Consider the following 20,545-nt stretch of genomic DNA (forward strand, 5'->3'; position numbering starts at 1 on the left):
CTCGACCTCACGGAGCCTTGCCGATGACCGCGCTGCCGACCTCCGATACCGACCCGCTGCGCATGCGCGCCGAACCGCTGCATGCATTCGTCGCGGCACTTTGGGAGCGGGCTGGCAGCAGCGAGCGCGAGGCGCGGCTCGTTGCCGATCATCTGGTCGGCGCGAATCTGGCGGGTCACGATTCGCACGGGATCGGGATGATCCCGAACTACGTGGCGTCGTGGCGGGAGGGGCAGTTGCAGTTGAACGGGCACGCGTCGATCGTCCGCGACGGCGGCGCGGTGCTCACGATCGACGGCGGGCGCGGCTTCGGCCAGGTGATCGCGTTCGAGGCGATGGTCGAAGGGATCGAGCGCGCGCGACGCATGGGCATCTGCGCGCTCGGGCTGCGCGACGTCCATCACCTCGGCCGCATCGGGCACTGGGCCGAGCAGTGCGCGCGTTCGGGGCTCGTGTCGTTCCATTTCGTCAACGTGCCGGGCGACCTGCTCGTCGCGCCGCTGCACGGCACCGATCCGCGTTTCGGCACGAATCCGTTCTGCGCCGCGTATCCGCGCGCGGGCCGGCCGCCGCTGCTGCTCGATTTCGCGACGAGCGCGATCGCGTACGGCAAGACGCGGGTGGCATACAACCAGCGCAAGCGCGTGCCGGCCGGGTCGCTGATCGATCATCGCGGCCAGCCGACCGACGATCCGGCCGTCATGCACGAGCAGCCGTTCGGCTCGCTGCTGCCGTTCGGACTGCACAAGGGTTATGCGCTGGCGGCGATGTGCGAGATCTTCGGCGGCGCGCTGGTCGGCGGGCATACGACCTACGGCGGCACGCTGCAGAAGACGAGCGCGATCGTCAACGGGATGCTGTCGGTGCTGATCGATCCGAACGCGTTCGACGCGGCCGACGCGGAGCGCGAAGCCGATGCGTTCGTCGAATGGGCGAAGGCGTCGCCGCAGGCGGGCGATGCGCCGGTGCGGATGCCCGGCGAGCCGGAGGAGGCGAGCCGCGCCGCGCGCGGCGCGGACGGCATTCCGGTCGATCGTGCGACGTGGCGGCAGATCCGCGAGAGCGCGGCGGCCGTCGGTTTCGACGACGTGGAACTCGACGTGTGGACGCAGCGCTGCACGGAGCCCGCATGAGCTGGCAATCGGAGAAGGCGCACGGCGAGGAGATCGCGTATCGGCTCGCGCCGCTCGGCAACGTACAGGTCGTGCGGTTCTTCAGCGGCGCCGCGATGCGGCTCGACGGCGTGATGTTCGGCTTCATGTCGCGCGGGTCGCTGTTTTTGCGCGTCGACGACGTGAACCGCCCCGCGTTCGTCGCGGCGGGGATGGGACCGTTCTCGTATGAGCGTCCCACGCGCACCGTTGCGCTCGAGGGCTATTACGAAACGCCGGCCGACGTGCTCGAGGACGCGGGCGCGCTGTTCGACTGGTGTCGCGGCGCGTATCGCGCGGCGCTGCTGGCGGGGGCGCCGAAGCGCAAGGCGCGGCCGAAGTCGAAGCCGGCGCCGAAACCGGAAGCGACGCGCAAGCGCACGTAGCGCCGGGCGTACGGCGGCGCATTTCCTTTTTCTTACTTCCTTTCTTTCGGTTCACGTCGGGTGCGCGCAAGCGCCGGGTTTGACGCACCGCATGTTCCGGCTGCTTCACAACGGCGGCCCCGGCGTTTATGATCGGCGCGATCGCGTCCGTGCCCGGCGCGACCCCGAGCCGGTCTCGCTGCCGGCCTCGCGAACGGCGCATCGAAAGCCGCGCGAATGATTCCCCACTCATCGTTCCAGACGGAGATAGCCGATGCTCGTCCTGATTCTCGGTTTAGCGATCTTCCTCGGTGTGCATTCGATTCGGATCGTCGCGGACGGCTGGCGATCCGCGACCATCGAGCGGATCGGCGAGAAACGCTGGAAGGGCCCTTATGCGCTCGCGTCGATCGTCGGCTTCGTGCTGATCATCTGGGGTTACGGCGTCGCGCGCCAGGGCGGGACGCTGCTGTGGGTGTCGCCCGTCGGCGTTCGCCATCTCACCGGCATGCTGACCGCGATCGCATTCGTGCTGATCGCCGCGTCCTACGTGCCGCGCAACCGCATCAAGACGCTCGTCGGCCATCCGATGGTGGCCGGCGTGATGGTGTGGGCGGTCGCGCACCTGCTCGCGAACGGCACGCTGCACGCGGTCGTGCTGTTCGGCGCATTCTTCGTGTGGTCGCTGGTCGATTTCGTCGTGTGGCGCGCGCGCGATCGCCGCGACGGCGTCCGCTATCCGGCCGGCAGGCTGTCGGGCGATGCCGTGACGATCGTCGCCGGGCTCGTCGTATGGGCCGTCTTCGCGCTGTTCCTGCATGGCCCGCTGATCGGCGTGCGACCGTTCGGTTGAAGTTGAACGCATACGCCTGCGGGCATTGAAGCGCGGGGCGCGCAAGTCGCCCCGAAACGCCCGCGACATCGAGGTGGGCGCGTTACTCCGCCGTCGCTCGCCGCACGGACGCTTGCCCGTCGATTGCGCGTGCGTCAGATCGGCTTGGCGAACAGCCCGACGGTCAGCGCGGCGCCGATGCAGACGATCGCGATCCGCAGCACGCGTTCGTTCACGCGGTGCAGCGCCCACGCGCCGAGCAGGCCGCCGACGATCGCGCCGCCGCCGAGCGCGAGGGCCTCGCGCCAGTGCAGGTGCGGCGAGGTCAGGAACAGCGCGACCGCCGACGCGTTCATCACGCCCGCGAGCGCATTCTTCGTCGACATCGCGTGACGCGGCGACAGGCCCGCCATCGTCAGCGCGGCCATCATCAGGAATCCGATGCCTCCGCCGAAGTAGCCGCCGTAGATCGCGATCAGGAATTGCGAGATCGCAGCGGTGACGGGGCCGATATGCTGCGTGTCGGCGCCGGGCTTGCGGAAGAAACTGCCCCATGTAAACACGACCGTCGCGAACAGCACGAGCCACGGCACGAGGTGCGAGAAGATCGATGACGGGGTTTTCAGCAGCAGCAGGCCGCCGAGTGCGCCGCCGACCACGCTGATCGCGAACAGCGCGCGAAAGGGCAGCTTGCCCGCGCCGCGCACCATGTTCCGGCTCGCCCAGCCCGTCGTGACCTGGCCGGGGAACAGCGCGACCGTCGACGTGATGTTCGCCGCGAGCGGCGACATCCCCGACACGATCAGCGCGGGCAGCGTGACGAACGAGCCGCCGCCCGCGAGGGCGTTTTGCAGGCCGGCCCACAGGCCGGCGATGATGATGAGGGCGAGCATCGGTGCGGGAGCGCAGAGGTGGCGGGGCGCGCGGGTATGCGCGGCGGACGCACGATGGTAATGCAGGATCGTGGCGGCGCAAAGCGGGGCGCGCGTGCAGCGTGTCGGGTGCGCAGCGGGCGCGGCCGATCGGTCGTAGCTTGATCTCCGCCGCACCGCATTAGCGGATTAACCGGACGCGATTAGCGCACGAAGGGGCTTCATCAGCAGAAGCTACGAAACTTCAACAACTACATCGAAATGTTTTATGACCCGGTTCGTCGGCGTGGCTCCGCCGGCGATCTTTCACCGATTGAGTCGCGCCCGAATGAATCAGGACACTGATGCGCATTTGCAGCTCTGCGTTTCAGTCGAACGTACGCACGATGGCAGACGCCTTGGTGGCGATCAGCCAACTGCCGTCCACCTTGTGTATGACGAAGTGATCGTTGAACAGCCTGCTTCCGATCCGCACTCGCACCGTGGCCGCTGAAAGGCCGTCCGAGATGTGCTCCATGGAGAGGATCGCCTCGTCTCTTGGTGCGCCGGTTGACCGGGGGCTCGGCCTCCCGTTGACGAGCGCCTCGTACTCCGACGACGACAGGGTGCGCAGCCGGCCTTCATCCAGCCACTGAATCAGGCAGCTCGGATGAAAGACCTTGTTGAAGTCACGGCTCTTCGGCTCGTAAGCCAGATTGAAGTAATCCTCGATCAACGCGACGACGGCTTGGGTCTGGGTCATGACTGGCTTTCCTCGATAGTGAACGGCTCGTATAGTGAGCGATCGTCCTCGGCTCGGCTACGGCGGCCCGGTTATCGCTGTCATTACAGGAACTCATGGATCATGGAAGACCTCGACGGAGGACTTGTCAGCGGCTTGCTTGTACTTGCGGCCATCGCCGAATCCGGGAGCTTTGGCCGTGCCGCATCTCGTCTGGGCAGGACTCAGCCTGCGGTCAGTCGCGCCATTCAGCGACTGGAGGACCGCCTGCGCACGAAGCTCGTGCATCGCACCAGCCGGCACGTCGAAGTGACGGACGCTGGCCACGAGCTGTTGTCAAAGGTGCGGCCGTTGCTCCAGGGAATCGAAGAGGCGACCGCCGAAGCCTCCGGCCAGACCTCGCTCGTCAACGGAACGCTCCGTGTGGCGTGCGACGCAGCATTCGCTCGCCTGGTGCTGGCGCCGGAGCTGGCCCAGTTCATGAAGGATTACCCTGCGCTTCATCTGAAGCTGGAAACCCGGAACGACGTGCCAGACCTGGTAAGCGACGGATTCGATCTCGCCATACGATTCGGGACGCCATCCGTTTCCACGTTGGTCTGTCGCAGGCTGTATAGCCCGCGGGTCCTGACGGTGGCCGCGCCGTCCTACCTGGAGCAACGCGGCCGGCCGAGGTCGCCGCAGGATCTGGTCGATGACGGCCATGAATGCATCCTGGCCATCGATCCGGCTACTGGTCGGCCCTTCGACTGGGAATTCTGGCGCGACAACGAGAAAGTGAAAGTGGCTGTCAACGGGAATCTGACCGTCACGGATGCGGGAACCAAAATCGGCGCGTGCGTTGCAGGCTTCGGGATCGCTCAGCTGATTGACCTCGGAATCGACGCGCACCTGCGTGCCGGCACGCTGGAGCCGATCCTGACTGACTGGCGCGACGAGACGTTCCCGCTTTATGTCTACTACCCCAGTCGGAATCACGTTCCGGCCAAGGTGAGAGCGTTCATCGACTTTGTCGTCGGCATGATGCCCGGGCTGCAGTCGAAGGGCCATGGCGCTTGCCAGCGGCTGTCATCAGCCATGCTCGAAACGCTGCATCGCGAGTAGAAGGCGACATTTCCAAAGCGCAACTACATGGCTTGCAGGAGCACTCCTGCGAATTGACAAATCGCACCGCCCCCCTGAAAAGCGCACAACTATAGTTCGTCGGACCACAAGACGTGCCCTCATTCTCCCGCTTGCTCTCGTGAAATTGCCGTGCTAATTTTTCATGAAATTATCCGGCGAGAATTTCACGGGAGTCCGCATGTTCGTGCAGTCCGACCGTCACGTCGCAAGCTACTACGCCGGCACTTATCCGGCGCCGATTCCGAGGCGGCCCGAACTGGACGAACGCGTCGACGCCGACGTGCTGGTCGTCGGCGCGGGCTTCAGCGGGCTGCATACGGCATTGCGCCTCGCGCTTGCGGGCAAGCGCGTGGTCGTGCTCGAGGCGAGCCGCGTCGCGTGGGCCGCATCGGGCCGCAACGGCGGGCAGGCGCTGCTCGGCTGGTCGTGCGACATGCAGCCGCTCGAGGATTCGCTCGGCCGCGACGGCGCGCGCGTGCTGTGGGACAGCATGCGCTGGGCCGCGGCCGAAGTGCGCGAACTGCCCGCGCGGCACGGCTTCGACATCGACTACCGGCCCGGCAGCCTGTGGGCCGCGGTGCGGCCGCGTCGCGTCGCGATGCTCGCGCAGGCCCGCGACGAGGCCGCGCAGCGCTGGGGCTACGACCGGCTGCGCGTGATCGGGCCGGACGAGATGCCCGAGTGGATCGGCAGCGCGCGCTATCTTGCCGCGCTCCACGATCCCGAGGCCGGCCATCTGAATCCGCTGAAGCTCGCGCTCGGTCTCGCGCAGACGATCGAACGGGCCGGCGGGCGCATCTTCGAGCAAAGCCGCGTGCTCGACTGTCGCGAGACCGCGGGCGGTCACGTTGCCCGCACCGCGCGCGGCGAGGTGCGCGCGGACGTGCTGGTGCTCGCGTGCAATGCGTATGTCGACCGGCTCGATCGCGAACTGTCGCGCCGGTTGCTGCCGGTCGGCACCTACCAGGTCGCGACCGCGCCGCTCGCGCCGGACGTCGCACGCTCGCTGCTGCCGCGGAACAGTTGCGTGATCGACAACCAGTTCGTGCCCGACTACTTCCGCCTGAGCCCCGACAACCGTCTGCTGTTCGGTGGTGGCTGCACGTATCTCGGCGGGATTCCGGCCGACATCGCGGCCGCGACGCGCCCACACCTCGAACGCGTGTTCCCGCAACTGGCCGGCGTGCCGCTCGACTACGCGTGGGGCGGCCACATCGACATCAGCATGCGACGCACGCCGGACATCGGCCGTCGCGGCCAGCGCTTCTGGCTGCAGGGCTTCTCGGGGCATGGTGTGTTGCCGACGCTTGCCGGCGCGCGCGCGGTCGCCGATGCCGTGCTCGGCGACGATCGCCTGCTCGCGCAGTACCAGCGCATCCGCAACCCGCGCTTCCCCGGCGGCGATCGTCTCGCCGCGCCGCTGGAAGCGATCGGCAAGGCCTGGTACCGTTTGCGCGATACCGTCTGACGCACCGGAATCCACCATGAACGAACAGGAAGAGATAGAAAGTCTGGCGATCCTGATCCGCGATCTGCGCAAGCATCGCAAGGTCACGCTCAACGATCTCGCGGAACGGATCGGCCGCTCCGTCGGCTTTCTGTCGCAGGTCGAGCGCGGGCTGTCGCGTCCAACGGTCGCGGATCTCACCGCGATCGGCGAGGCGCTCGGCGTGCCGACCACATATTTCTACAGCCTCAGCAAGCCGCGCAGCGTGGCGTGGGTCACGCGGCCCGACGAGCGGCGCACCGTGTATTACGCGGCCGGCATCACGGACATCCTCGTGTCGCCGAACATGCGTTCGCGCTTCTCGATCCTGGAGAGCCATCTCGCGCCCGGCGCGAGCAGCGGCGAGCGTTCCGTCGACGACAGCGACGAGCAGGGCGGCTTCGTGCTCGAAGGCGAGCTGACAATCTGGATCGACGGCGACGACACGCCCGTCACGCTCGGCCCGAACGACGCATTTCAGCTTCCCGCGCACAAGCGGTTTCGTTACGCGAACCTGAGTGATGCGCCGGCACGCGTGATCTGGGTGTTCACCTGAGGTTGTCGGACGGCGGCGACGGGCCGTCGCGCTGTGCTGCCGGTTTGCAGTACTGATCGATAGCGGGCATGTGACGTGCCGCATGCCGATGAGTCCGGTTCGCCGCGCCGCGGCACCGCCATACAAGACATGGAAAGGATGAGACATGGCTGACGTTGTTCCCGCGCTGGTCGATGAAATCCGCGCATTCCGGCAGGCGCATCCCGAGATCCGTTATGTCGACCTGATCTGTCTCGACCTGCCGGGTCATTTCTACGGCAAGCGCTATCCGATCGATGCGCTCGAGAAGGTCGCGTCGGGCTCGCTGCTGAAGCTGCCGCAGAACTGCGTGCTGCTCGGCACGCAGGGCGGTCTCTACAAGATCGGCGACTACTGTTTCAACGACGGCGACCCGGATGCGCCGCGTCGCCTGATTCCCGGCACGCTGAAGCCGGTGCGCTGGGAGCGGCAGCCGCTCGCGCAAATGCTGATCAGCTCCGACGGCACGGATGCGCCGATCGAGTTCGAGCCGCGCGAGGTGCTGGCGCGCGTGCTGCGGCGGTTCGCGGCGCGCGGTATCCGGCCGGTCGTCGCGTTCGAGCTCGAGTTCTATCTGTTCGCCGCGCAGCTCGCGGACGGGATGCCGCAGTATCCGCGCGATCGCTTGAGCGACGACCGCGACGACCAGCCGAACATGCACATCGAACGCCTGTCGCGGTTTTCCGACGTGCTGCACGAGATGGTCGAGGCCGCGTGCGAGCAGGGCGTCGACGCGACCGTGATCACGGCCGAGCTCGGCCCCGGCCAGTTCGAGATCAACTTCGGACACACCGACGACGCGTTGCGCGCGGCCGATTGGTCGGCGCTGTTCTGTCGCAGCACGCGCGGTGTCGCGTTGCAGCACGGCTATCGCGCGAGCTTCATGGGCAAGCCGTATCTGCATGCGCCGGGCAGCGGGATGCACGTGCACGTGAGCCTGTACGACGACGCGGGCCGCAACCTGCTCGCCGCGGATGGGCAGCGGCCGCTGCGGCATGCGGTGGCCGGCTGCCTCGAGCTGCTGCCGCACTGCATGCCGGTGTTCGCGCCGAATCACAATGCGTTCCGGCGCTATGGATCGATGGTGAACGCGGCGAGCCGTGCCAGCTGGGGCTTTGAGGATCGCGATGCGTGCATCCGGATTCCGGAATCGGATGCGCGCAATCTGCGGATCGAGCATCGGCTCGCGAGCGCGGACGCGAATCCGTACCTCGTGCTCGCGGCGATCCTCAGCGGGATGGAGCACGGGCTCGACGCACGGATCGAGCCGATCGCGCCGCTCAACGACGATCGCGGCAGCGGGATCGATTTTCCGAAGGAGATGCTCTCCGCCGTCGCGGCGATGCAGGATCACGCGGCCGTGCGGGAAGGGCTCGGCAGTGAATTCGTGATGGTGTATTGCGAGAACAAGCGGCAGGAGGAGCTGGATTTTCGAAACGAGATCGGGGCGCGGGAGTATCGGTGGTTTCTGTGACGGTGTGACTAAGGAAGCGCACGCCAATAGCGGATCTCTTCGATCGGCACACCGTCGATCTCGAACGTCTTGGCGTCGTGCTCGGCGACGAAACCTTCGCGTTCGTAGAATGCCTTCGCCCGACGATTCTCGACGAGGACCCACAGCGATACCCACCGATGCCCCGCGTCATGCAGCGATCGGCGCGCATGGGCGACCAGCGCGGCACCGATTCCCAGGTCGCAATGCGACGGATGCAGATAGATCGCCTCGATTTCGCCCCATGCGGGATCCTTGTCGGAGTCGCGCGTCGGACCATAGGCGATCCAGCCCCTCGGCTCGCCTTCCGTGAAGGCGAGTGCGACACGTGGCCGTCCAGCGTCGAGCACGTCGCGCCAGGCGATGGTGCGCTGTTCGACCGACAGACCGGCGAGGTACGAGGCAGGCATGATGCCCGGGTAGGTTGCGCGCCACGATGCGACGTGGATTTCGGCGATGGCCGATGCATCGACGGACGTTGCGGCGCGGATGTCGATCGTCGTCATGTTCGAGGTGATCGATGTGCCATCGGATTGCCGAATGACGAATGGTGCACGAAAGAAGGTACCGTGCCGCGAATCGACTCACGGCACGGCACCCGGTCAGCCCTTACTCCCCGAGCTTCGCCGTCACGCACCCCGTGCTCGAGCACTCACGTTCGCGCTCGCGCAGGAACGACAGGCGCGATTGCGTGTAGTCGATCGCACATTGCAGGTTCACGAGATAGCCGTCGTCGCGCGTTTCGCTGCAGCGGTCGTCACGCTGCTTCATCCACGCGAGCTGGCCCGTCTTCAGCTTCGCCTGCTGGTCGCCGCTCAACTGCTTGCGCACGCGGCCGTACTCGTCGTTCAGCTCGCGGTCGAGCTGCGAGAACTCGTTGCTGCTGCAGTACACCTGATCGAACGCGCTGCGCGGTTTGCCGCAGCCGGCCGCATGCGCGGCGAACGGAACGGCGAGCGCAAGCAAAGCGCAGGATACGAGCAGATTCTTCTTTTTCATGGCACTCCTCCTCACTGGGTGAAATCCGTTGAAAACCAACGGGCGTTACCTTTACCTGGCCGCCGTACACACGTCGATCCCGCCCGCGATCGCGGTGGCGAGGCGCTGGATCGTCTCGCGCTGCGCGAGACGTTTTTCCTCGTCGGGATTGACGATCACGCCGGCCTCGACCAGCACGGCCGGAATCGGCGCGGTGCGCAGCACGACGAGATCGTCGAAGCGGTGGATGCCGAGTTGCGGATCGATCAGCGGACGGTTCTCGCCCTTGATCGGCTGCGCGTGATACAGCGATGGCCGTTCGCCGGTTGCGATCAGCCGCTCGGCGATCGCCTTCGCGCAACGCAGGCTTTCCGCGTAGTGCGGATTGCGCTCCGACACGAACACGGCGAAACCGCGGAATTCGCGTTGCCGGCCCGCGTCGATGAACTGCTGCTGCATCGAATCGTGATGGATCGACACGAACAGGTTCGCGTCGGAGGCCTGCGTCGAGCGTTGATCGAGCGCGATCTCGCGGCCGTCGGCCGACGTGCGCAGTACGCGATCGCCGTGCGCGGCGAGCTTCTCCGCGACGGCGGTGGACAGGTCGAGGTTGTATCGGTATTCGACGCGGCCGCTGGCGCCGGTGGCGCCCGGGTGGGCCGGCGTATGGCCGGTGTCGACGACGACGTAGCGGCCGGCGGCCGGCTGTGCGTCCGGGCTTGCGGCGTCGGCCGCATGCAGCGCCGGCGGCACGCCCAGCAGCGGCGCGCACGCGAGCAGGCGCGCGGCGGCGCGTACGAACGGGCGAAGGCGTCGAACGGTTCGGTTTGTCATTGTTGTTGTCGAGGAGGACATGCGGCGCGTCGTATGGCGCGCACCGTCGGCCTGCTCAATGCAGTCGGAATGTCGCGCGATTATAGCGGTTGCCGGCGGCGCCGCAATGACGAAATGACCGCTGCCGCACGGCGTCGCGCGCCGGCGATCAGGCGAGCACGCGCCGGGCGGCGAGCATGCCCCAGTACGACGCTTCCTCGAACAGCGACAGCCCGGACAGGTCCGCATGCGCGAACACGACGGGGCCGTCTGCCTCGCGCAGCGCGAGCAACCCCGGCCGGCTCAGGAATCCGACGTCGGGCGTCGCCATCGCGTGGCCGCGCACGGTGATCTCGAGCGCGGTCGCATGTTTCCACAGCTCGCGTCCGTAGACAGCCTGGAGGTCGATCGCCGCCTGCTCGCGCAGCGCGTCGGGCTTTGCCTGCGCGAGCCAGCGACGCGTGTCGTCCGGCGAGCGCGTGCTCAGCGCCTGGTAGGCGGAAAACACCGAACGCGTCGGCGGCGACATCCGGATCAGCTGGTGCGTCGACACGACATAGCCGAGCCCCGCGCCTTCGTAGACGACGTTGTCCCATGCGAGCGGCACGCCGGCCTCTTCGGCCGGCATCCCGTCGAGCAGGAAGTTGGACACGAGCCACGGCGCGCGCGGCGGCAGGTCGCGCACGGGATCGAAGCCGTATGCGTGAAGCTGCGGGAACACGCGCGCCGCGACGAACAGCGGCATCGCGCTGACGACGCGCCGCGCCTTCAGTGTGAACGTCGTCAGCGTACCGTCGTCGGCGACGCGTGCGCACAGCACGTCGACGCCGCCGTTTCGTTCGGTCGCGCGAACGGCGAACCCGTCCCGCGACCACGCGTTCGAGCCGGTGCGCGCGGTGATCGAGTCGCTCAGCTTCGTCACCATCGTGTGCAGTCCGTCGGGCCAGGTCAGCACCGCGCCGTCGCCCGCATCGCTCGCGTGACCGCCGCGCGACGCGAAGTAGTGCAGACCGGCCCATGCGGACACGCGCTCGTAGCCCGCGCCGTAGTCGTCGCGGCAGCAGTAGTTCAGGTACCAGTGCAGCGCGCTCGCGGTGTAGCCCTCGTCGAGCAGCCACTGTTTGAACGAACGCCGGTCGAGCGCGCGCCAGCGCGGGTCGCGCGACGATTCGGCGATCGGGATGCAGAACACCTTGCGGCCGTCCGTGCCGCGCGCGGTGCGCAGACTGTCGGTGTAAGCGAAGAAGCGCGTTTGCTGCGCGAGCGCGGCGGCGTCGAGGCCGGTCGTCGGCACGATGCCGTCCTGCCACTGGCCGGCGATGAACAGCCGCTCGTCGGGCGCGTGCACGAGCGCGCGTTCGTCGTATGCGGGATGCGCGGAGAACGGTGCCGATTCGATCACGCCGAGATCGGCGAGCATGTCGCGCAGATGCGCGGATTCGAGCGACGGCAGCGGCAGGTAGTGCGCGCCTTTCGGATAACCGAGCTCGCCGAAGCGGCCGCCGGCCGCGTTGCCGCCGAATTCTGGGCCGGCGAGCACGACGAAGCGCGCATGACCGGCGCGCGCGAGCTGCCACGCGCATGACAGGCCGGCCGCGCCCGCGCCGAGGATCGCGACGTCGGTCTCGATCGTGCCGGACGGCGGCGGCAGCGCCGCGTGATCGCGCAGCGCGTGACCTTCGCGCATGCCGGGGTAGCCGACGCGCGGCGTCGTCTCGATCCAGCCGGTGCGCCCGCACGCGGCAAGCGATGCGGCCGCGGACGCGACGAGGAACGTGCGGCGATCCATCAGCGCAGCACGTGCTTCCAGTCGTCGTCGAAGCGTCGCACGAGCGGCTGGTCGTTGAGTTCGTTCGGCGACATCGGCAGCGCCGGCATGTCGGCCGGGAAATGGAACATCTCGGCGGCCGTCTGCGCGTCGAGCCAGCGCGTCGGCACCGAATAGCGCGTCGGCACGGTGAAGTCGTGGCGCTTGCCCGCGATCACGAAGCCCCAGTCGCCGAACGAGGGCACGTAGCAGTGATACGGCCACGTGTTGAGCCCGGCTTCGTGCAGCGTCGCGATGATCGTCCAGTATGCGTGCGGCGCGAAGTACGGCGACGTCGACTGGATCACCGCATAGCCGTTTTCCGACAGGTGACGTGCGAGCAGCCGGAACACCGGCACCGAATACAACCGGCCGAGCCCGAAGTTGGTCGGATCGGGGAAGTCGACGACGATCGCGTCGTACACGTCGGCGTTCGATTCGAGCCAGCGCACCGCGTCGTCGTTGATCACCTGCACGCGCGGGTCCTTCAGCGCGCCCTGGTTCAGCTTCACGAGCGGCGCGGAGGTCGAGAACAGCTTCGTCATCGCGGGGTCGAGATCGACGAGCGTGATCCGTTCGAGGTTGCGGTGCTTGAGCAGTTCGCGCACCGCGAGGCCGTCGCCGCCGCCGAGCACGAGCACGCGTTTCGCCCACGGCAGCGCCTCGATCGTCGGATGGATCAGCGCCTCGTGATAACGATGCTCGTCGCGCGACGAGAACTGCAGGTTGCCGTTCAGGTACAGCCGCATGTCGTCGTGCCATTGCGTGAGCACGATGCGCTGGTACGGCGTCGTTTCCGAATAGATTGTCTCGTCGCCGTATACGCCGTGCTCGGCCCAGTGCGTGATGCGGTCCGACAGCGCGAAGCCGGCAACGAGCAGCCCGATCACGAGCGACGCGCGCATCAGCTTGCCGCGCACGTTGCGGATCTCGTCGCGGAACAGGTGCGTGGTCCACAGCGCGACGAATGCGTTCAGTAACCCGAACAGAAAGCTCGTGCGCAGCAGGCCGAGACGCGGCGCGAGCACGAGCGGGAAGATCAGCGATACGGCGAGCGAGCCGAGGTAGTCGAAGGTCAGCACCTCGCTGACGGTATGGCGAAACGCCTGGCGGCGCTGCTGGAACGCGCGCATCACGAGCGGGATCTCCATCCCGATCAGCAGGCCGAGCGCGAGCACGAGCGCATAGAGCGCCGCGCGGAACGGCGCGGCGAGCCACGCGAACACCGCGAACAGGAGTGCGGCCGATACGCCGCCGAGCAGGCCGACGAGCAGCTCGATGTCGACGAAGCGATCGAGCACGTCGTCGTCCTCGACGAACTTTGCGAGCCACGAGCCGATCCCCATCGCGAACAGGTAGCAGCCGATCACCGACGAGAATTGCAGGATCGAATCGCCGAGCAGGTAGCTCGACAGCGCGCTGTTGATCAGTTCGTAGCCGAGCCCGCACGACGCGAGCACGAGGATCGACAGGACGAGCGCGCGCTTATGCAGCATGGCGCGTCCGTTGTGCAGGGCTCGTCAATGTGGATATACTGGCGCGGATTTTCGTGGGGCGGCCCGCCATGGGCCGGCCGGCGAGGGGGCGGCGAACCGAGCACAAAATCCGAGGAAAAGAATGAATAGTGCCTATCTTTATGCGGTTCATTTGCTGTCGGCGTTCGTGCTGCTTTTCGTGTTCGCGGCAGTGTACCTGAAGGTCACGCCGTTCGACGAACTGGCACTGATCCGCGACGGCAACGCGGCCGCGACGCTGTCGTTCGGCGGCGCGCTGATCGGCTTCTGCCTGACGCTCGCCTCCAGCATCGCGCACAACTCGACGCTCGGCGAAGTCGTGCTGTGGGCCGTCGGCGCGATGGCCGTGCAGCTCGCCACCTATGCGGTGCTGACGCGCCTGATTCCCGGCATGAATCATGCGATCGAGGATCGCAACATCGCGATGGGCGGCCTGATGGGCACCGCGTCGCTCGTCGTCGGCATCATCAATGCCGCCTGCCTGACCTGACGCGCCACGCGCTCGAGGAGACCGACATGAGTCTGGGTTCGTTTATCCGCAAGCAGTTCATCGACGTCCTGCAATGGACGGAAGACACCGACGGCGTGCTCGCCTGGCGCTATCCGATGGAAGACCAGGAGATCCAGTACGGCGGCCAGCTGACCGTGCGCGAAACGCAGGTCGCGATCTTCGTCAACGAAGGCAAGGTCGCCGACGTGTTCCAGCCCGGCCTGTACAAGCTGGAAACGCGCACGCTGCCGGTGCTCACGTACCTGAAGAACTGGGACAAATTCTTTCAGTCGCCTTTCAAGTCGGACGTCTACTTCTTCAGCACGCGGCTGCAGCTCGGTCGGCGCTGGGGCACCGCGCAGCCGGTGACGATCCGCGATCGCGAATTCGGCTTCGTGCAGCTGCGCGCGTTCGGCATCTACTCGTACCGGATCGTCGACGCGGCCGCGTTCCACCGCGAGGTGAGCGGCACGCGCGCGCAGTACACGGTCGACGATCTCGAGCAGCAGCTGCGCAACCTGGTCGTCACCGCGATGAGTACCACGTTCGGCTCGGCCGACGTGCCGTTCGTCGACATGGCCGCGAACCAGACGCTGCTGTCGCAACGCGTCGCCGAGGCGCTGGTCCCGGTGTTTACGCGCTACGGCCTCGCGCTCGATGCGTTCGCGGTCGAAAGCGTGTCGCTGCCGGCCGAGTTGCAGAAGGCGCTCGACCTGCGGATCGGCGCGGGGATGGCCGGCGATCTCGCCCGCGCGACGCAATACCAGACGGCACAGGCGATCCCGCTGGCCGCGCAGAACCCGGGCGGCATCGCGGGCGTCGGCGCGGGGCTCGCGGCCGGCGCGGCGATCGGGCAGGCGATGGCCGGTCAGATCGCGGGCGCCGCGCAACCGGCGCCGTCCGCACCGCCCGCGCCCGTCGCGGCACCGGTGGCTGCCGCGCAGCCGGCCGCACCGGCCGAAGGAACCGATTACGTGCAACGCCTCGAACAGCTGAAGGCATTGCTCGACAAGGGCCTCGTGACCGAAGAGGACTATTCGCGCGCGAAGGCGGAAATCCTCGCGAAGCTCACCCGGTAAGCGTCGCGCATGTTCAGCACTTCGTGCCCCCAGTGCGGCGCGCCGGTCGAGTTTCGCTCGGCGGCGGCGGTGATGGCCGTCTGCGCGTTCTGTCGCAGCACGCTGCTCAAGCGCGGTGCCGACGTCGAACGCATCGGTGAGCTCGCCACGGTGCTCGACGACGCGTCGCCGATCCAGATCGGCACGGCCGGGCGCTACGGCAAGCGGGCGTTCACGGTGCTCGGCCGCCTCCAGATGACCTACGACGCCGGCGCGTGGAGCGAGTGGTACGTCGTGTTCGACGACGGCGCGTTCGGCTGGCTGTCGGATGCATCGGGCCAGTATGCGGTCACGGTGCGCGAGCCCGACGACGCATCCGGCGGCGCGTGGCCTGCGTTCGGCACGCTGGAACCGGGCATGCGGATCGATCACGGCGGCCGCGCGTTTCTCGTGTCCGACGTGCGCACCGCGCGCTGCACGGGCGGCGACGGCGAGTTGCCGTTCCGCGTCGATGCGGGCTGGGAAGCGCGCGTCGTCGACCTGCGCACCGGCAACGCGTTCGCGACCTTCGACTATTCCGACGCCGATGCGAACGGCGGGAGCCCCGCCGTCTATACGGGCGAGGCACTGGAGTTCGACGCGCTCGCGTTCACGGGGCTGCGCGATACCGAAACCGATACGCGGGAGAAACGCGGTGCGGAGATGGTGCCGTTCGCGTGCCCGAGCTGCGGCGCGCCGCTGTCTTATGTGCCGGACGTGGCCGATTACGTCGTGTGCGGCAGCTGTCACGCGGGCGTGCAGTGCACGGCCGAGCAGCAGACCGTGTTCGCCGCACAGCGCAAGCTCGATGCCGTGAAGGGCGCGCTGGAACTCGGCGCGATCGGCACGTTCGACGGCGTGAAGTACACGGTGATCGGCATGATGCGTTGCCGCGTGCCGGACGACGACGAGACGTGGGACGAATACCTGCTGCTGAATCCGAAGCGCGGCTTCCTGTGGCTCGTGCAGAGTGAAGGGCGCTGGGAGCGCGTGCAGGTGCTCGATCGCTGGCCGACGATCGGCGGCGAATCCGACGTGACCGACGGCGGCAAGACCTACCGGCTGCGCGAGACGTACGACTCGGAAGTCGTGTACGTGGTGGGCGCGTTCAACTGGCGGGTGCAGGTGGGCGACCGCACGTCGATCGTCGACTATGGCTGGCAGAAGGACAAGCTCACGCGTGAGCGCAGCGCCGCGGAAATCGTCTGGTCGCGCGCGCAGCCGTTGTCGGCCAGCGCGCTGGCCGAACGCTTCGCCACGCCGGCGCTCGCGAAGGAGGCGGTTGCGTCCGCAACGGGTTCCGCCGGGCAGTCGACCGGCCTGTTCGGCGCGAAGCACCCGCACAGCTTCGCGCCGCTGCCGCTCGTGTTCAGCGCGATTCTCGTGATCTTCAACATGGGTTCGCTGTTCTCGTTCAGCGGCCGCTCCGTCTACGTGCTGATCGGCCTGCTCGTGCTGTGGCTGCCTGAATGGCTGTGGAAGAGTTTCGCGTCGGACGGGGGCAACGCGTAATGCGCTACATCCTCTACGGACTTTACGGGCTGATCGTCGTCACGTTGTTCAGCTGCGCGTCGCTCGGCGGCAGCGGCTCGGGCGGCGGCGGGTGGGGCAGTTCGTCGGCGCGCAGCGGCTACTCGTCGTACGGGTCGCACAAATGACGGCGCGCGACGGTCTCGCCGCGCCGCGTGCGATGCTCGGCTCGCACGTGCTGGCCGATCTCGCCGGCATCGACGCGGCGCTGCTGCGCGACGCCGCGCGGCTCGAGACGATTCTCACGAACGCCGCGCGTCAGGCCGGCGCGCACGTGATCGGCGCACATTTCCATCATTTCGGCGGCGAGCACGGCGTCACGGGTGTCGTGCTGCTCGCGGAATCGCACATCACGATTCATACGTGGCCCGAGCACGGCTTCGCGGCCGTCGATGCATTCATGTGCGGCGCCGCGCGCGCGGCCGATGCGGTCGATGCGATCGCCGCCGCGCTCGGCACGCATGCACAGGTTCGGCAGCAGGTGGCGCGCGGCGTCGCGTGAGCGACGCTCAGTGCGGCAACGCTTCGGCTTCGGCCCAGCGCTTGAACGAGTCGAGACGCCGGCGCGTGTGCACGAGATAGAACGCGCCGATCAGCGGTTCGAGCAGCCAGCGCAGCCAGGACGGCTGCGCGCGGAACTGGTACGTGAACTTCACTTCGGTCGTGCCCGGCGTGCGTTCCGTGAAATTCCAGCTGCCGCTGAAGCGTTCGAGCACTTTCGGCCCGTCGACCATTTCGATGGCCGCGACCTGCGGCGGACGGTACGAGATGTAGCGCGACACCATCGTCGCGCCCGACTGGCTGCGGCAGAACGCGTCGACGCCGACGTCGGCCGTCATCCCGTCGAGCAGATACGCATCGGCGAGGAAGCTGTCCCACACGAGCCGCCGCGCGTAGTCCTGCGACCACGTGAAGAGGCGTCTGCGATCGACGCCGACGATCCGGCTGACTGAGATCCTCATGATGGATGGCGGGCGCCACGGCGCGGATTGGGATGAAATCGAGTGTACCGCGCCGGCGCCGCGCGTTTCGTCAGACTTCGTCAAGTCGAGCGCGTGCTCGATTGACCTTCTCCGGGAATTCCCCTACGATCGATTCCATGCCTTCGGGAAAGACCCGAAGCGTTTCAATCTCTTGAGGGAGCCTCATGAGTACGCAACAGAACCGGCGCTTCGACGCGCTCGTTTTCATTGGTCGTTTCCAGCCCCCGCATCGTGGTCACCTGAACGTGCTGAAGTCGGCACTGAGCCGGGCCGAGCGCGTGTGCGTGCTGATCGGGTCGACCGACAAGCCCCGCACCATCAAGGATCCGTTTTCGTTCGACGAGCGCTGCCAGATGCTGGCTTCGCTGCTCGAGCCGTCCGAGCGCGATCGCGTGACGGTCGCGCCCGTGCAGGATTCGACGTACAACGACGGCGACTGGGTGCGCTGGGTGCAGGATGCCGTGGCCGCCGCGCTCGGCGACGTCGCGCATCACAAGGTCGGGCTGATCGGCCACGAAAAGGACGCCACGTCGTATTACCTCCGGATGTTCCCGCAATGGGAGCTCCTCGACGTCGATGCGACCGAAGACATTTCCGCCACCGAAATCCGCGACCAGTATTTCGCCGAACGCACCAACAGCTTCGTGCAATGGGCGGTGCCGGAACCCGTGTTCGGCTGGCTCGAACATTTCCGCACGCAGCCGCAATTCGCGCAGTTGAAGGCCGAAGCCGAATTCATCGCCGCGTATCGCAAGGCTTGGTCGGCCGCACCGTATCCGGTCACGTTCGTGACGGTCGATGCGGTGGTCGTGCACTCCGGCCATATCCTGCTCGTGCGTCGGCGCAGCGAACCGGGGCGCGGCCTGTGGGCGTTGCCGGGCGGCTTCGTGAACCAGGACGAACGGCTCGACGCGGCGTGCATCCGCGAATTGCGCGAGGAAACCGGCCTGAAGCTGCCGGAGCCCGTGCTGCGCGGCTCGATCAAGGATCGCCAGGTGTTCGATCATCCGGCCCGCTCACTGCGTGGCCGCACGATCACGCACGCGTGCCTGTTCAACTTCCCGACCGGCGAGCTGCCGCGCGTGAAGGGCAGCGACGACGCCGACAAGGCGCGCTGGGTGCCACTCAACGAATTCGCGCAGATGCGCAACGTGATGTTCGAGGATCACTTCGAGATCGCGTATCACTTCCTGGGGAAGCTGTGACGCGCTGATTCCCCGGATTCCGGTCCGCCGCGACAGACGCGGCGGCACTTCAACGGCCTAGAGGAGCTCTAGCCATGCAAAACGATCCCGGCGGCCTTGCCGCGGTTCTCGCCAATCCGATCCTCAACACGGATTCGTACAAGGCTTCCCACTTCCTGCAATATCCGCCCGACGCGCAGGCGATGTTCTCGTACGTCGAGTCGCGCGGCGGCCGCTACGACCGCACGCTGTTCTTCGGCTTGCAGATGCTGCTGAAGGAATATCTGTGCCGGCCCGTCACGCACGCGATGATCGACGACGCCCGCGATTTCTTCGCGGTGCATGGCGAGCCGTTCAACGAGGACGGCTGGCGCCATATCGTCGAGCATTACGACGGTTACCTGCCCGTGAAGATTCGCGCGGTACCCGAAGGTTCGATCGTGCCCGTGCACAACGTGCTGATGACCGTCGAATGCGACGACCCGAAGGTGTTCTGGCTCGCGTCGTATCTGGAGACGATGCTGCTGCGCGTGTGGTACCCGATGACGGTCGCGACGCGCAGCTGGCACCTGCGGCAGACGATCCGCCGCTTTCTCGAGAAGACCGACGACGATCTCGCGCAGCTGCCGTTCAAGCTGCACGACTTCGGCGCGCGCGGCGTATCGAGCGCGGAATCGGCCGCGATCGGCGGCGCGGCGCATCTCGTGAGCTTCATGGGTTCGGACACGGTGCTCGGCGTGCTGGCCGCGAACCGCTTCTATCGCGAGCCGATGGCCGCGTATTCGGTGCCGGCGGCCGAGCACAGCACGATCACGTCGTGGGGGCGTGAGCACGAAGCCGATGCGTATCGAAACATGATCGCTCGCTTCGGTCTGCCCGGCGCGATCGTATCGGTCGTGTCGGACTCCTACGATCTGTTCGCCGCGCTCGATATGTGGGGCGGTGCGCTTCGGCAAGCCGTGATCGATTCGGGCGCGACGCTGGTCGTGCGTCCCGATTCGGGCGACCCCGTGGCGATCGTGCTGCAGACCGTGCGCGCGCTCGACGCATCGTTCGGTTCGTCCTTGAACGGCAAGGGACGGCGCGTGCTGAACCACGTGCGCGTGATCCAGGGCGACGGCGTCGACGAGCTGTCGATCGACGCGATTCTCGCCGCGCTCGACGACGCGGGCTATGCGGCCGGCAACGTCGTGTTCGGGATGGGCGGTGCGCTGCTGCAGCAAGTCAATCGCGATACGCAGCGCTTCGCGATGAAGTGCTCGGCGATCCGGCGCGACGGCGTGTGGCACGACGTGAGCAAGGATCCGGTCACCGATCCGGGCAAGCGCTCGAAGAGGGGGCGGCTCACGTTGCTGCGCAATCGGCGCACGGGAGAATACCGGACGGTGACGCTGCCGGTCGCGTGGGACGATCGCGCGCTCGAAGGCGAGTGGGACGATGCGCTCGAAACGGTGTTCGATACGGGGAGAATGCGGGTCGATACGACGTTCGCGGAGGTGCGGGCGAGGGCGCACGCGGCGGAAGTGTGACG

Annotated in this window: 22 protein-coding genes; 14 read left to right on the forward strand and 8 right to left on the reverse strand. The window is 67.2% G+C overall.

The window, feature by feature from the left end; all coding sequences use genetic code 11:
- Positions 1–23: 23 nt before the first annotated feature.
- The 3 genes from HWX22_RS25000 to HWX22_RS25010 all read left to right on the forward strand — a co-directional run bounded on the left by HWX22_RS25000 (position 24) and on the right by HWX22_RS25010 (position 2,369).
- Positions 24–1,133 (forward strand): malate/lactate/ureidoglycolate dehydrogenase, encoded by a 1,110-nt coding sequence (locus HWX22_RS25000; protein ID WP_175916589.1) that lies wholly within the window; start codon positions 24–26, stop codon positions 1,131–1,133.
- The gene (locus tag HWX22_RS25005; protein WP_059527237.1) at positions 1,130–1,537 is read left to right on the forward strand and encodes a TfoX/Sxy family protein; all 408 of its coding nucleotides are present in this window, start codon (positions 1,130–1,132) and stop codon (positions 1,535–1,537) included. The genes HWX22_RS25000 and HWX22_RS25005 overlap by 4 nt, the downstream gene beginning before the upstream one ends.
- A 253-nt stretch (positions 1,538–1,790) precedes the next feature.
- Positions 1,791–2,369, forward strand: coding sequence for an NnrU family protein (locus tag HWX22_RS25010; protein WP_059819452.1), 579 nt, complete (start codon positions 1,791–1,793; stop codon positions 2,367–2,369).
- Positions 2,370–2,503: 134 nt separating this feature from the next.
- Here HWX22_RS25010 and HWX22_RS25015 read toward each other — a convergent pair whose 3' ends face one another.
- Positions 2,504–3,241: a sulfite exporter TauE/SafE family protein gene (locus tag HWX22_RS25015; protein ID WP_175916590.1), complete on the reverse strand. Its 738-nt coding sequence runs from the start codon at positions 3,239–3,241 to the stop codon at positions 2,504–2,506.
- A 346-nt stretch (positions 3,242–3,587) separates the two neighbouring features.
- Positions 3,588–3,962 (reverse strand): nuclear transport factor 2 family protein, encoded by a 375-nt coding sequence (locus HWX22_RS25020; RefSeq protein WP_059819450.1) that lies wholly within the window; start codon positions 3,960–3,962, stop codon positions 3,588–3,590.
- Positions 3,963–4,064: 102 nt separating this feature from the next.
- On the opposite strand from HWX22_RS25020, the gene HWX22_RS25025 reads away from it, so the two are divergent.
- From HWX22_RS25025 to HWX22_RS25040, 4 genes are all read left to right on the forward strand, one after another.
- Entirely contained in the window at positions 4,065–5,045 is a 981-nt protein-coding gene (locus tag HWX22_RS25025) for a LysR family transcriptional regulator (protein WP_175916591.1), read from the forward strand.
- 199 nt (positions 5,046–5,244) lie between these two features.
- Complete coding sequence (locus HWX22_RS25030; protein WP_175916592.1) at positions 5,245–6,534, forward strand: FAD-binding oxidoreductase; 1,290 nt, start codon at positions 5,245–5,247, stop codon at positions 6,532–6,534.
- A 16-nt stretch (positions 6,535–6,550) separates the two neighbouring features.
- Entirely contained in the window at positions 6,551–7,108 is a 558-nt protein-coding gene (locus HWX22_RS25035; protein ID WP_175916593.1) for an XRE family transcriptional regulator, read from the forward strand.
- Between the two features lie 145 nt (positions 7,109–7,253).
- Positions 7,254–8,600 (forward strand): glutamine synthetase family protein, encoded by a 1,347-nt coding sequence (locus HWX22_RS25040; protein ID WP_175916594.1) that lies wholly within the window; start codon positions 7,254–7,256, stop codon positions 8,598–8,600.
- Positions 8,601–8,608: 8 nt separating this feature from the next.
- On the opposite strand, the gene HWX22_RS25045 is transcribed toward HWX22_RS25040, so the two are convergent.
- From HWX22_RS25045 to HWX22_RS25065, 5 genes are all read right to left on the reverse strand, one after another.
- Positions 8,609–9,136, reverse strand: coding sequence for a GNAT family N-acetyltransferase (locus HWX22_RS25045; RefSeq protein ID WP_175916609.1), 528 nt, complete (start codon positions 9,134–9,136; stop codon positions 8,609–8,611).
- Between the two features lie 91 nt (positions 9,137–9,227).
- Positions 9,228–9,617, reverse strand: coding sequence for a lysozyme inhibitor LprI family protein (locus HWX22_RS25050; protein ID WP_059819444.1), 390 nt, complete (start codon positions 9,615–9,617; stop codon positions 9,228–9,230).
- A 51-nt stretch (positions 9,618–9,668) separates the two neighbouring features.
- A complete protein-coding gene (locus HWX22_RS25055) occupies positions 9,669–10,430 on the reverse strand; it encodes an N-acetylmuramoyl-L-alanine amidase (protein ID WP_175916595.1) in 762 nt (253 codons plus the stop codon).
- Between the two features lie 148 nt (positions 10,431–10,578).
- Positions 10,579–12,198 carry an FAD-dependent oxidoreductase gene (locus HWX22_RS25060; protein WP_175916596.1) on the reverse strand — a complete coding sequence of 540 codons (1,620 nt, stop codon included), beginning with the start codon at positions 12,196–12,198 and terminating at the stop codon, positions 10,579–10,581.
- Positions 12,198–13,712, reverse strand: coding sequence for a polyamine aminopropyltransferase (locus HWX22_RS25065; protein WP_175916597.1), 1,515 nt, complete (start codon positions 13,710–13,712; stop codon positions 12,198–12,200). The genes HWX22_RS25060 and HWX22_RS25065 overlap by 1 nt, the downstream gene beginning before the upstream one ends.
- 121 nt (positions 13,713–13,833) lie before the next feature.
- Between HWX22_RS25065 and HWX22_RS25070 the strand changes: the two genes are divergently transcribed.
- Genes HWX22_RS25070 through speD form a run of 5 tightly spaced genes read left to right on the forward strand, consistent with a single transcriptional unit; the run spans position 13,834 to position 17,349 of the window.
- Positions 13,834–14,220: a DUF350 domain-containing protein gene (locus HWX22_RS25070; protein ID WP_059819440.1), complete on the forward strand. Its 387-nt coding sequence runs from the start codon at positions 13,834–13,836 to the stop codon at positions 14,218–14,220.
- A 26-nt stretch (positions 14,221–14,246) separates the two neighbouring features.
- Positions 14,247–15,299, forward strand: coding sequence for an SPFH domain-containing protein (locus tag HWX22_RS25075; protein ID WP_175911785.1), 1,053 nt, complete (start codon positions 14,247–14,249; stop codon positions 15,297–15,299).
- Between the two features lie 9 nt (positions 15,300–15,308).
- The gene (locus HWX22_RS25080; protein WP_175911783.1) at positions 15,309–16,829 is read left to right on the forward strand and encodes a DUF4178 domain-containing protein; all 1,521 of its coding nucleotides are present in this window, start codon (positions 15,309–15,311) and stop codon (positions 16,827–16,829) included.
- Complete coding sequence (locus HWX22_RS25085) at positions 16,829–16,975, forward strand: hypothetical protein (protein ID WP_175911781.1); 147 nt, start codon at positions 16,829–16,831, stop codon at positions 16,973–16,975. Before HWX22_RS25080 ends, HWX22_RS25085 begins: the two co-directional genes overlap by 1 nt.
- Positions 16,972–17,349 (forward strand): adenosylmethionine decarboxylase, encoded by a 378-nt coding sequence (gene speD, locus HWX22_RS25090; protein WP_059819438.1) that lies wholly within the window; start codon positions 16,972–16,974, stop codon positions 17,347–17,349. The genes HWX22_RS25085 and speD overlap by 4 nt, the downstream gene beginning before the upstream one ends.
- A gap of 7 nt (positions 17,350–17,356) precedes the next feature.
- Here speD and HWX22_RS25095 read toward each other — a convergent pair whose 3' ends face one another.
- On the reverse strand, positions 17,357–17,809 hold the full coding sequence (locus HWX22_RS25095) for an SRPBCC family protein (RefSeq protein WP_059692120.1): 453 nt from the start codon (positions 17,807–17,809) through the stop codon (positions 17,357–17,359).
- 185 nt (positions 17,810–17,994) lie between these two features.
- Here HWX22_RS25095 and HWX22_RS25100 point away from each other — a divergent pair, with 185 nt between their 5' ends.
- Positions 17,995–19,035 carry a bifunctional nicotinamide-nucleotide adenylyltransferase/Nudix hydroxylase gene (locus HWX22_RS25100; RefSeq protein WP_175911779.1) on the forward strand — a complete coding sequence of 347 codons (1,041 nt, stop codon included), beginning with the start codon at positions 17,995–17,997 and terminating at the stop codon, positions 19,033–19,035.
- Between the two features lie 74 nt (positions 19,036–19,109).
- Positions 19,110–20,543 (forward strand): nicotinate phosphoribosyltransferase, encoded by a 1,434-nt coding sequence (locus HWX22_RS25105; RefSeq protein WP_175916598.1) that lies wholly within the window; start codon positions 19,110–19,112, stop codon positions 20,541–20,543.
- Positions 20,544–20,545 lie beyond the last annotated feature (2 nt).

This window comes from Burkholderia sp. BCC1638, from assembly GCF_902833195.1.
Taxonomy (GTDB): Bacteria; Pseudomonadota; Gammaproteobacteria; order Burkholderiales; family Burkholderiaceae; genus Burkholderia; species Burkholderia diffusa.

What these genes read in the sequence shown, in the direction of transcription:
- HWX22_RS25000 (WP_175916589.1), top strand. Translation starts at nt 24, where the DNA reads ATGACCGCGCTGCCGACCTCCGATACCGACCCGCTGCGCATGCGCGCC.
- HWX22_RS25005 (WP_059527237.1), top strand. Translation starts at nt 1,130, where the DNA reads ATGAGCTGGCAATCGGAGAAGGCGCACGGCGAGGAGATCGCGTATCGG.
- HWX22_RS25010 (WP_059819452.1), top strand. Translation starts at nt 1,791, where the DNA reads ATGCTCGTCCTGATTCTCGGTTTAGCGATCTTCCTCGGTGTGCATTCG.
- HWX22_RS25015 (WP_175916590.1), bottom strand. Translation starts at nt 3,241, where the DNA reads ATGCTCGCCCTCATCATCATCGCCGGCCTGTGGGCCGGCCTGCAAAAC.
- HWX22_RS25020 (WP_059819450.1), bottom strand. Translation starts at nt 3,962, where the DNA reads ATGACCCAGACCCAAGCCGTCGTCGCGTTGATCGAGGATTACTTCAAT.
- HWX22_RS25025 (WP_175916591.1), top strand. Translation starts at nt 4,065, where the DNA reads ATGGAAGACCTCGACGGAGGACTTGTCAGCGGCTTGCTTGTACTTGCG.
- HWX22_RS25030 (WP_175916592.1), top strand. Translation starts at nt 5,245, where the DNA reads ATGTTCGTGCAGTCCGACCGTCACGTCGCAAGCTACTACGCCGGCACT.
- HWX22_RS25035 (WP_175916593.1), top strand. Translation starts at nt 6,551, where the DNA reads ATGAACGAACAGGAAGAGATAGAAAGTCTGGCGATCCTGATCCGCGAT.
- HWX22_RS25040 (WP_175916594.1), top strand. Translation starts at nt 7,254, where the DNA reads ATGGCTGACGTTGTTCCCGCGCTGGTCGATGAAATCCGCGCATTCCGG.
- HWX22_RS25050 (WP_059819444.1), bottom strand. Translation starts at nt 9,617, where the DNA reads ATGAAAAAGAAGAATCTGCTCGTATCCTGCGCTTTGCTTGCGCTCGCC.
- HWX22_RS25055 (WP_175916595.1), bottom strand. Translation starts at nt 10,430, where the DNA reads ATGACAAACCGAACCGTTCGACGCCTTCGCCCGTTCGTACGCGCCGCC.
- HWX22_RS25060 (WP_175916596.1), bottom strand. Translation starts at nt 12,198, where the DNA reads ATGGATCGCCGCACGTTCCTCGTCGCGTCCGCGGCCGCATCGCTTGCC.
- HWX22_RS25065 (WP_175916597.1), bottom strand. Translation starts at nt 13,712, where the DNA reads ATGCTGCATAAGCGCGCGCTCGTCCTGTCGATCCTCGTGCTCGCGTCG.
- HWX22_RS25070 (WP_059819440.1), top strand. Translation starts at nt 13,834, where the DNA reads ATGAATAGTGCCTATCTTTATGCGGTTCATTTGCTGTCGGCGTTCGTG.
- HWX22_RS25075 (WP_175911785.1), top strand. Translation starts at nt 14,247, where the DNA reads ATGAGTCTGGGTTCGTTTATCCGCAAGCAGTTCATCGACGTCCTGCAA.
- HWX22_RS25080 (WP_175911783.1), top strand. Translation starts at nt 15,309, where the DNA reads ATGTTCAGCACTTCGTGCCCCCAGTGCGGCGCGCCGGTCGAGTTTCGC.
- HWX22_RS25085 (WP_175911781.1), top strand. Translation starts at nt 16,829, where the DNA reads ATGCGCTACATCCTCTACGGACTTTACGGGCTGATCGTCGTCACGTTG.
- speD (WP_059819438.1), top strand. Translation starts at nt 16,972, where the DNA reads ATGACGGCGCGCGACGGTCTCGCCGCGCCGCGTGCGATGCTCGGCTCG.
- HWX22_RS25095 (WP_059692120.1), bottom strand. Translation starts at nt 17,809, where the DNA reads ATGAGGATCTCAGTCAGCCGGATCGTCGGCGTCGATCGCAGACGCCTC.
- HWX22_RS25100 (WP_175911779.1), top strand. Translation starts at nt 17,995, where the DNA reads ATGAGTACGCAACAGAACCGGCGCTTCGACGCGCTCGTTTTCATTGGT.
- HWX22_RS25105 (WP_175916598.1), top strand. Translation starts at nt 19,110, where the DNA reads ATGCAAAACGATCCCGGCGGCCTTGCCGCGGTTCTCGCCAATCCGATC.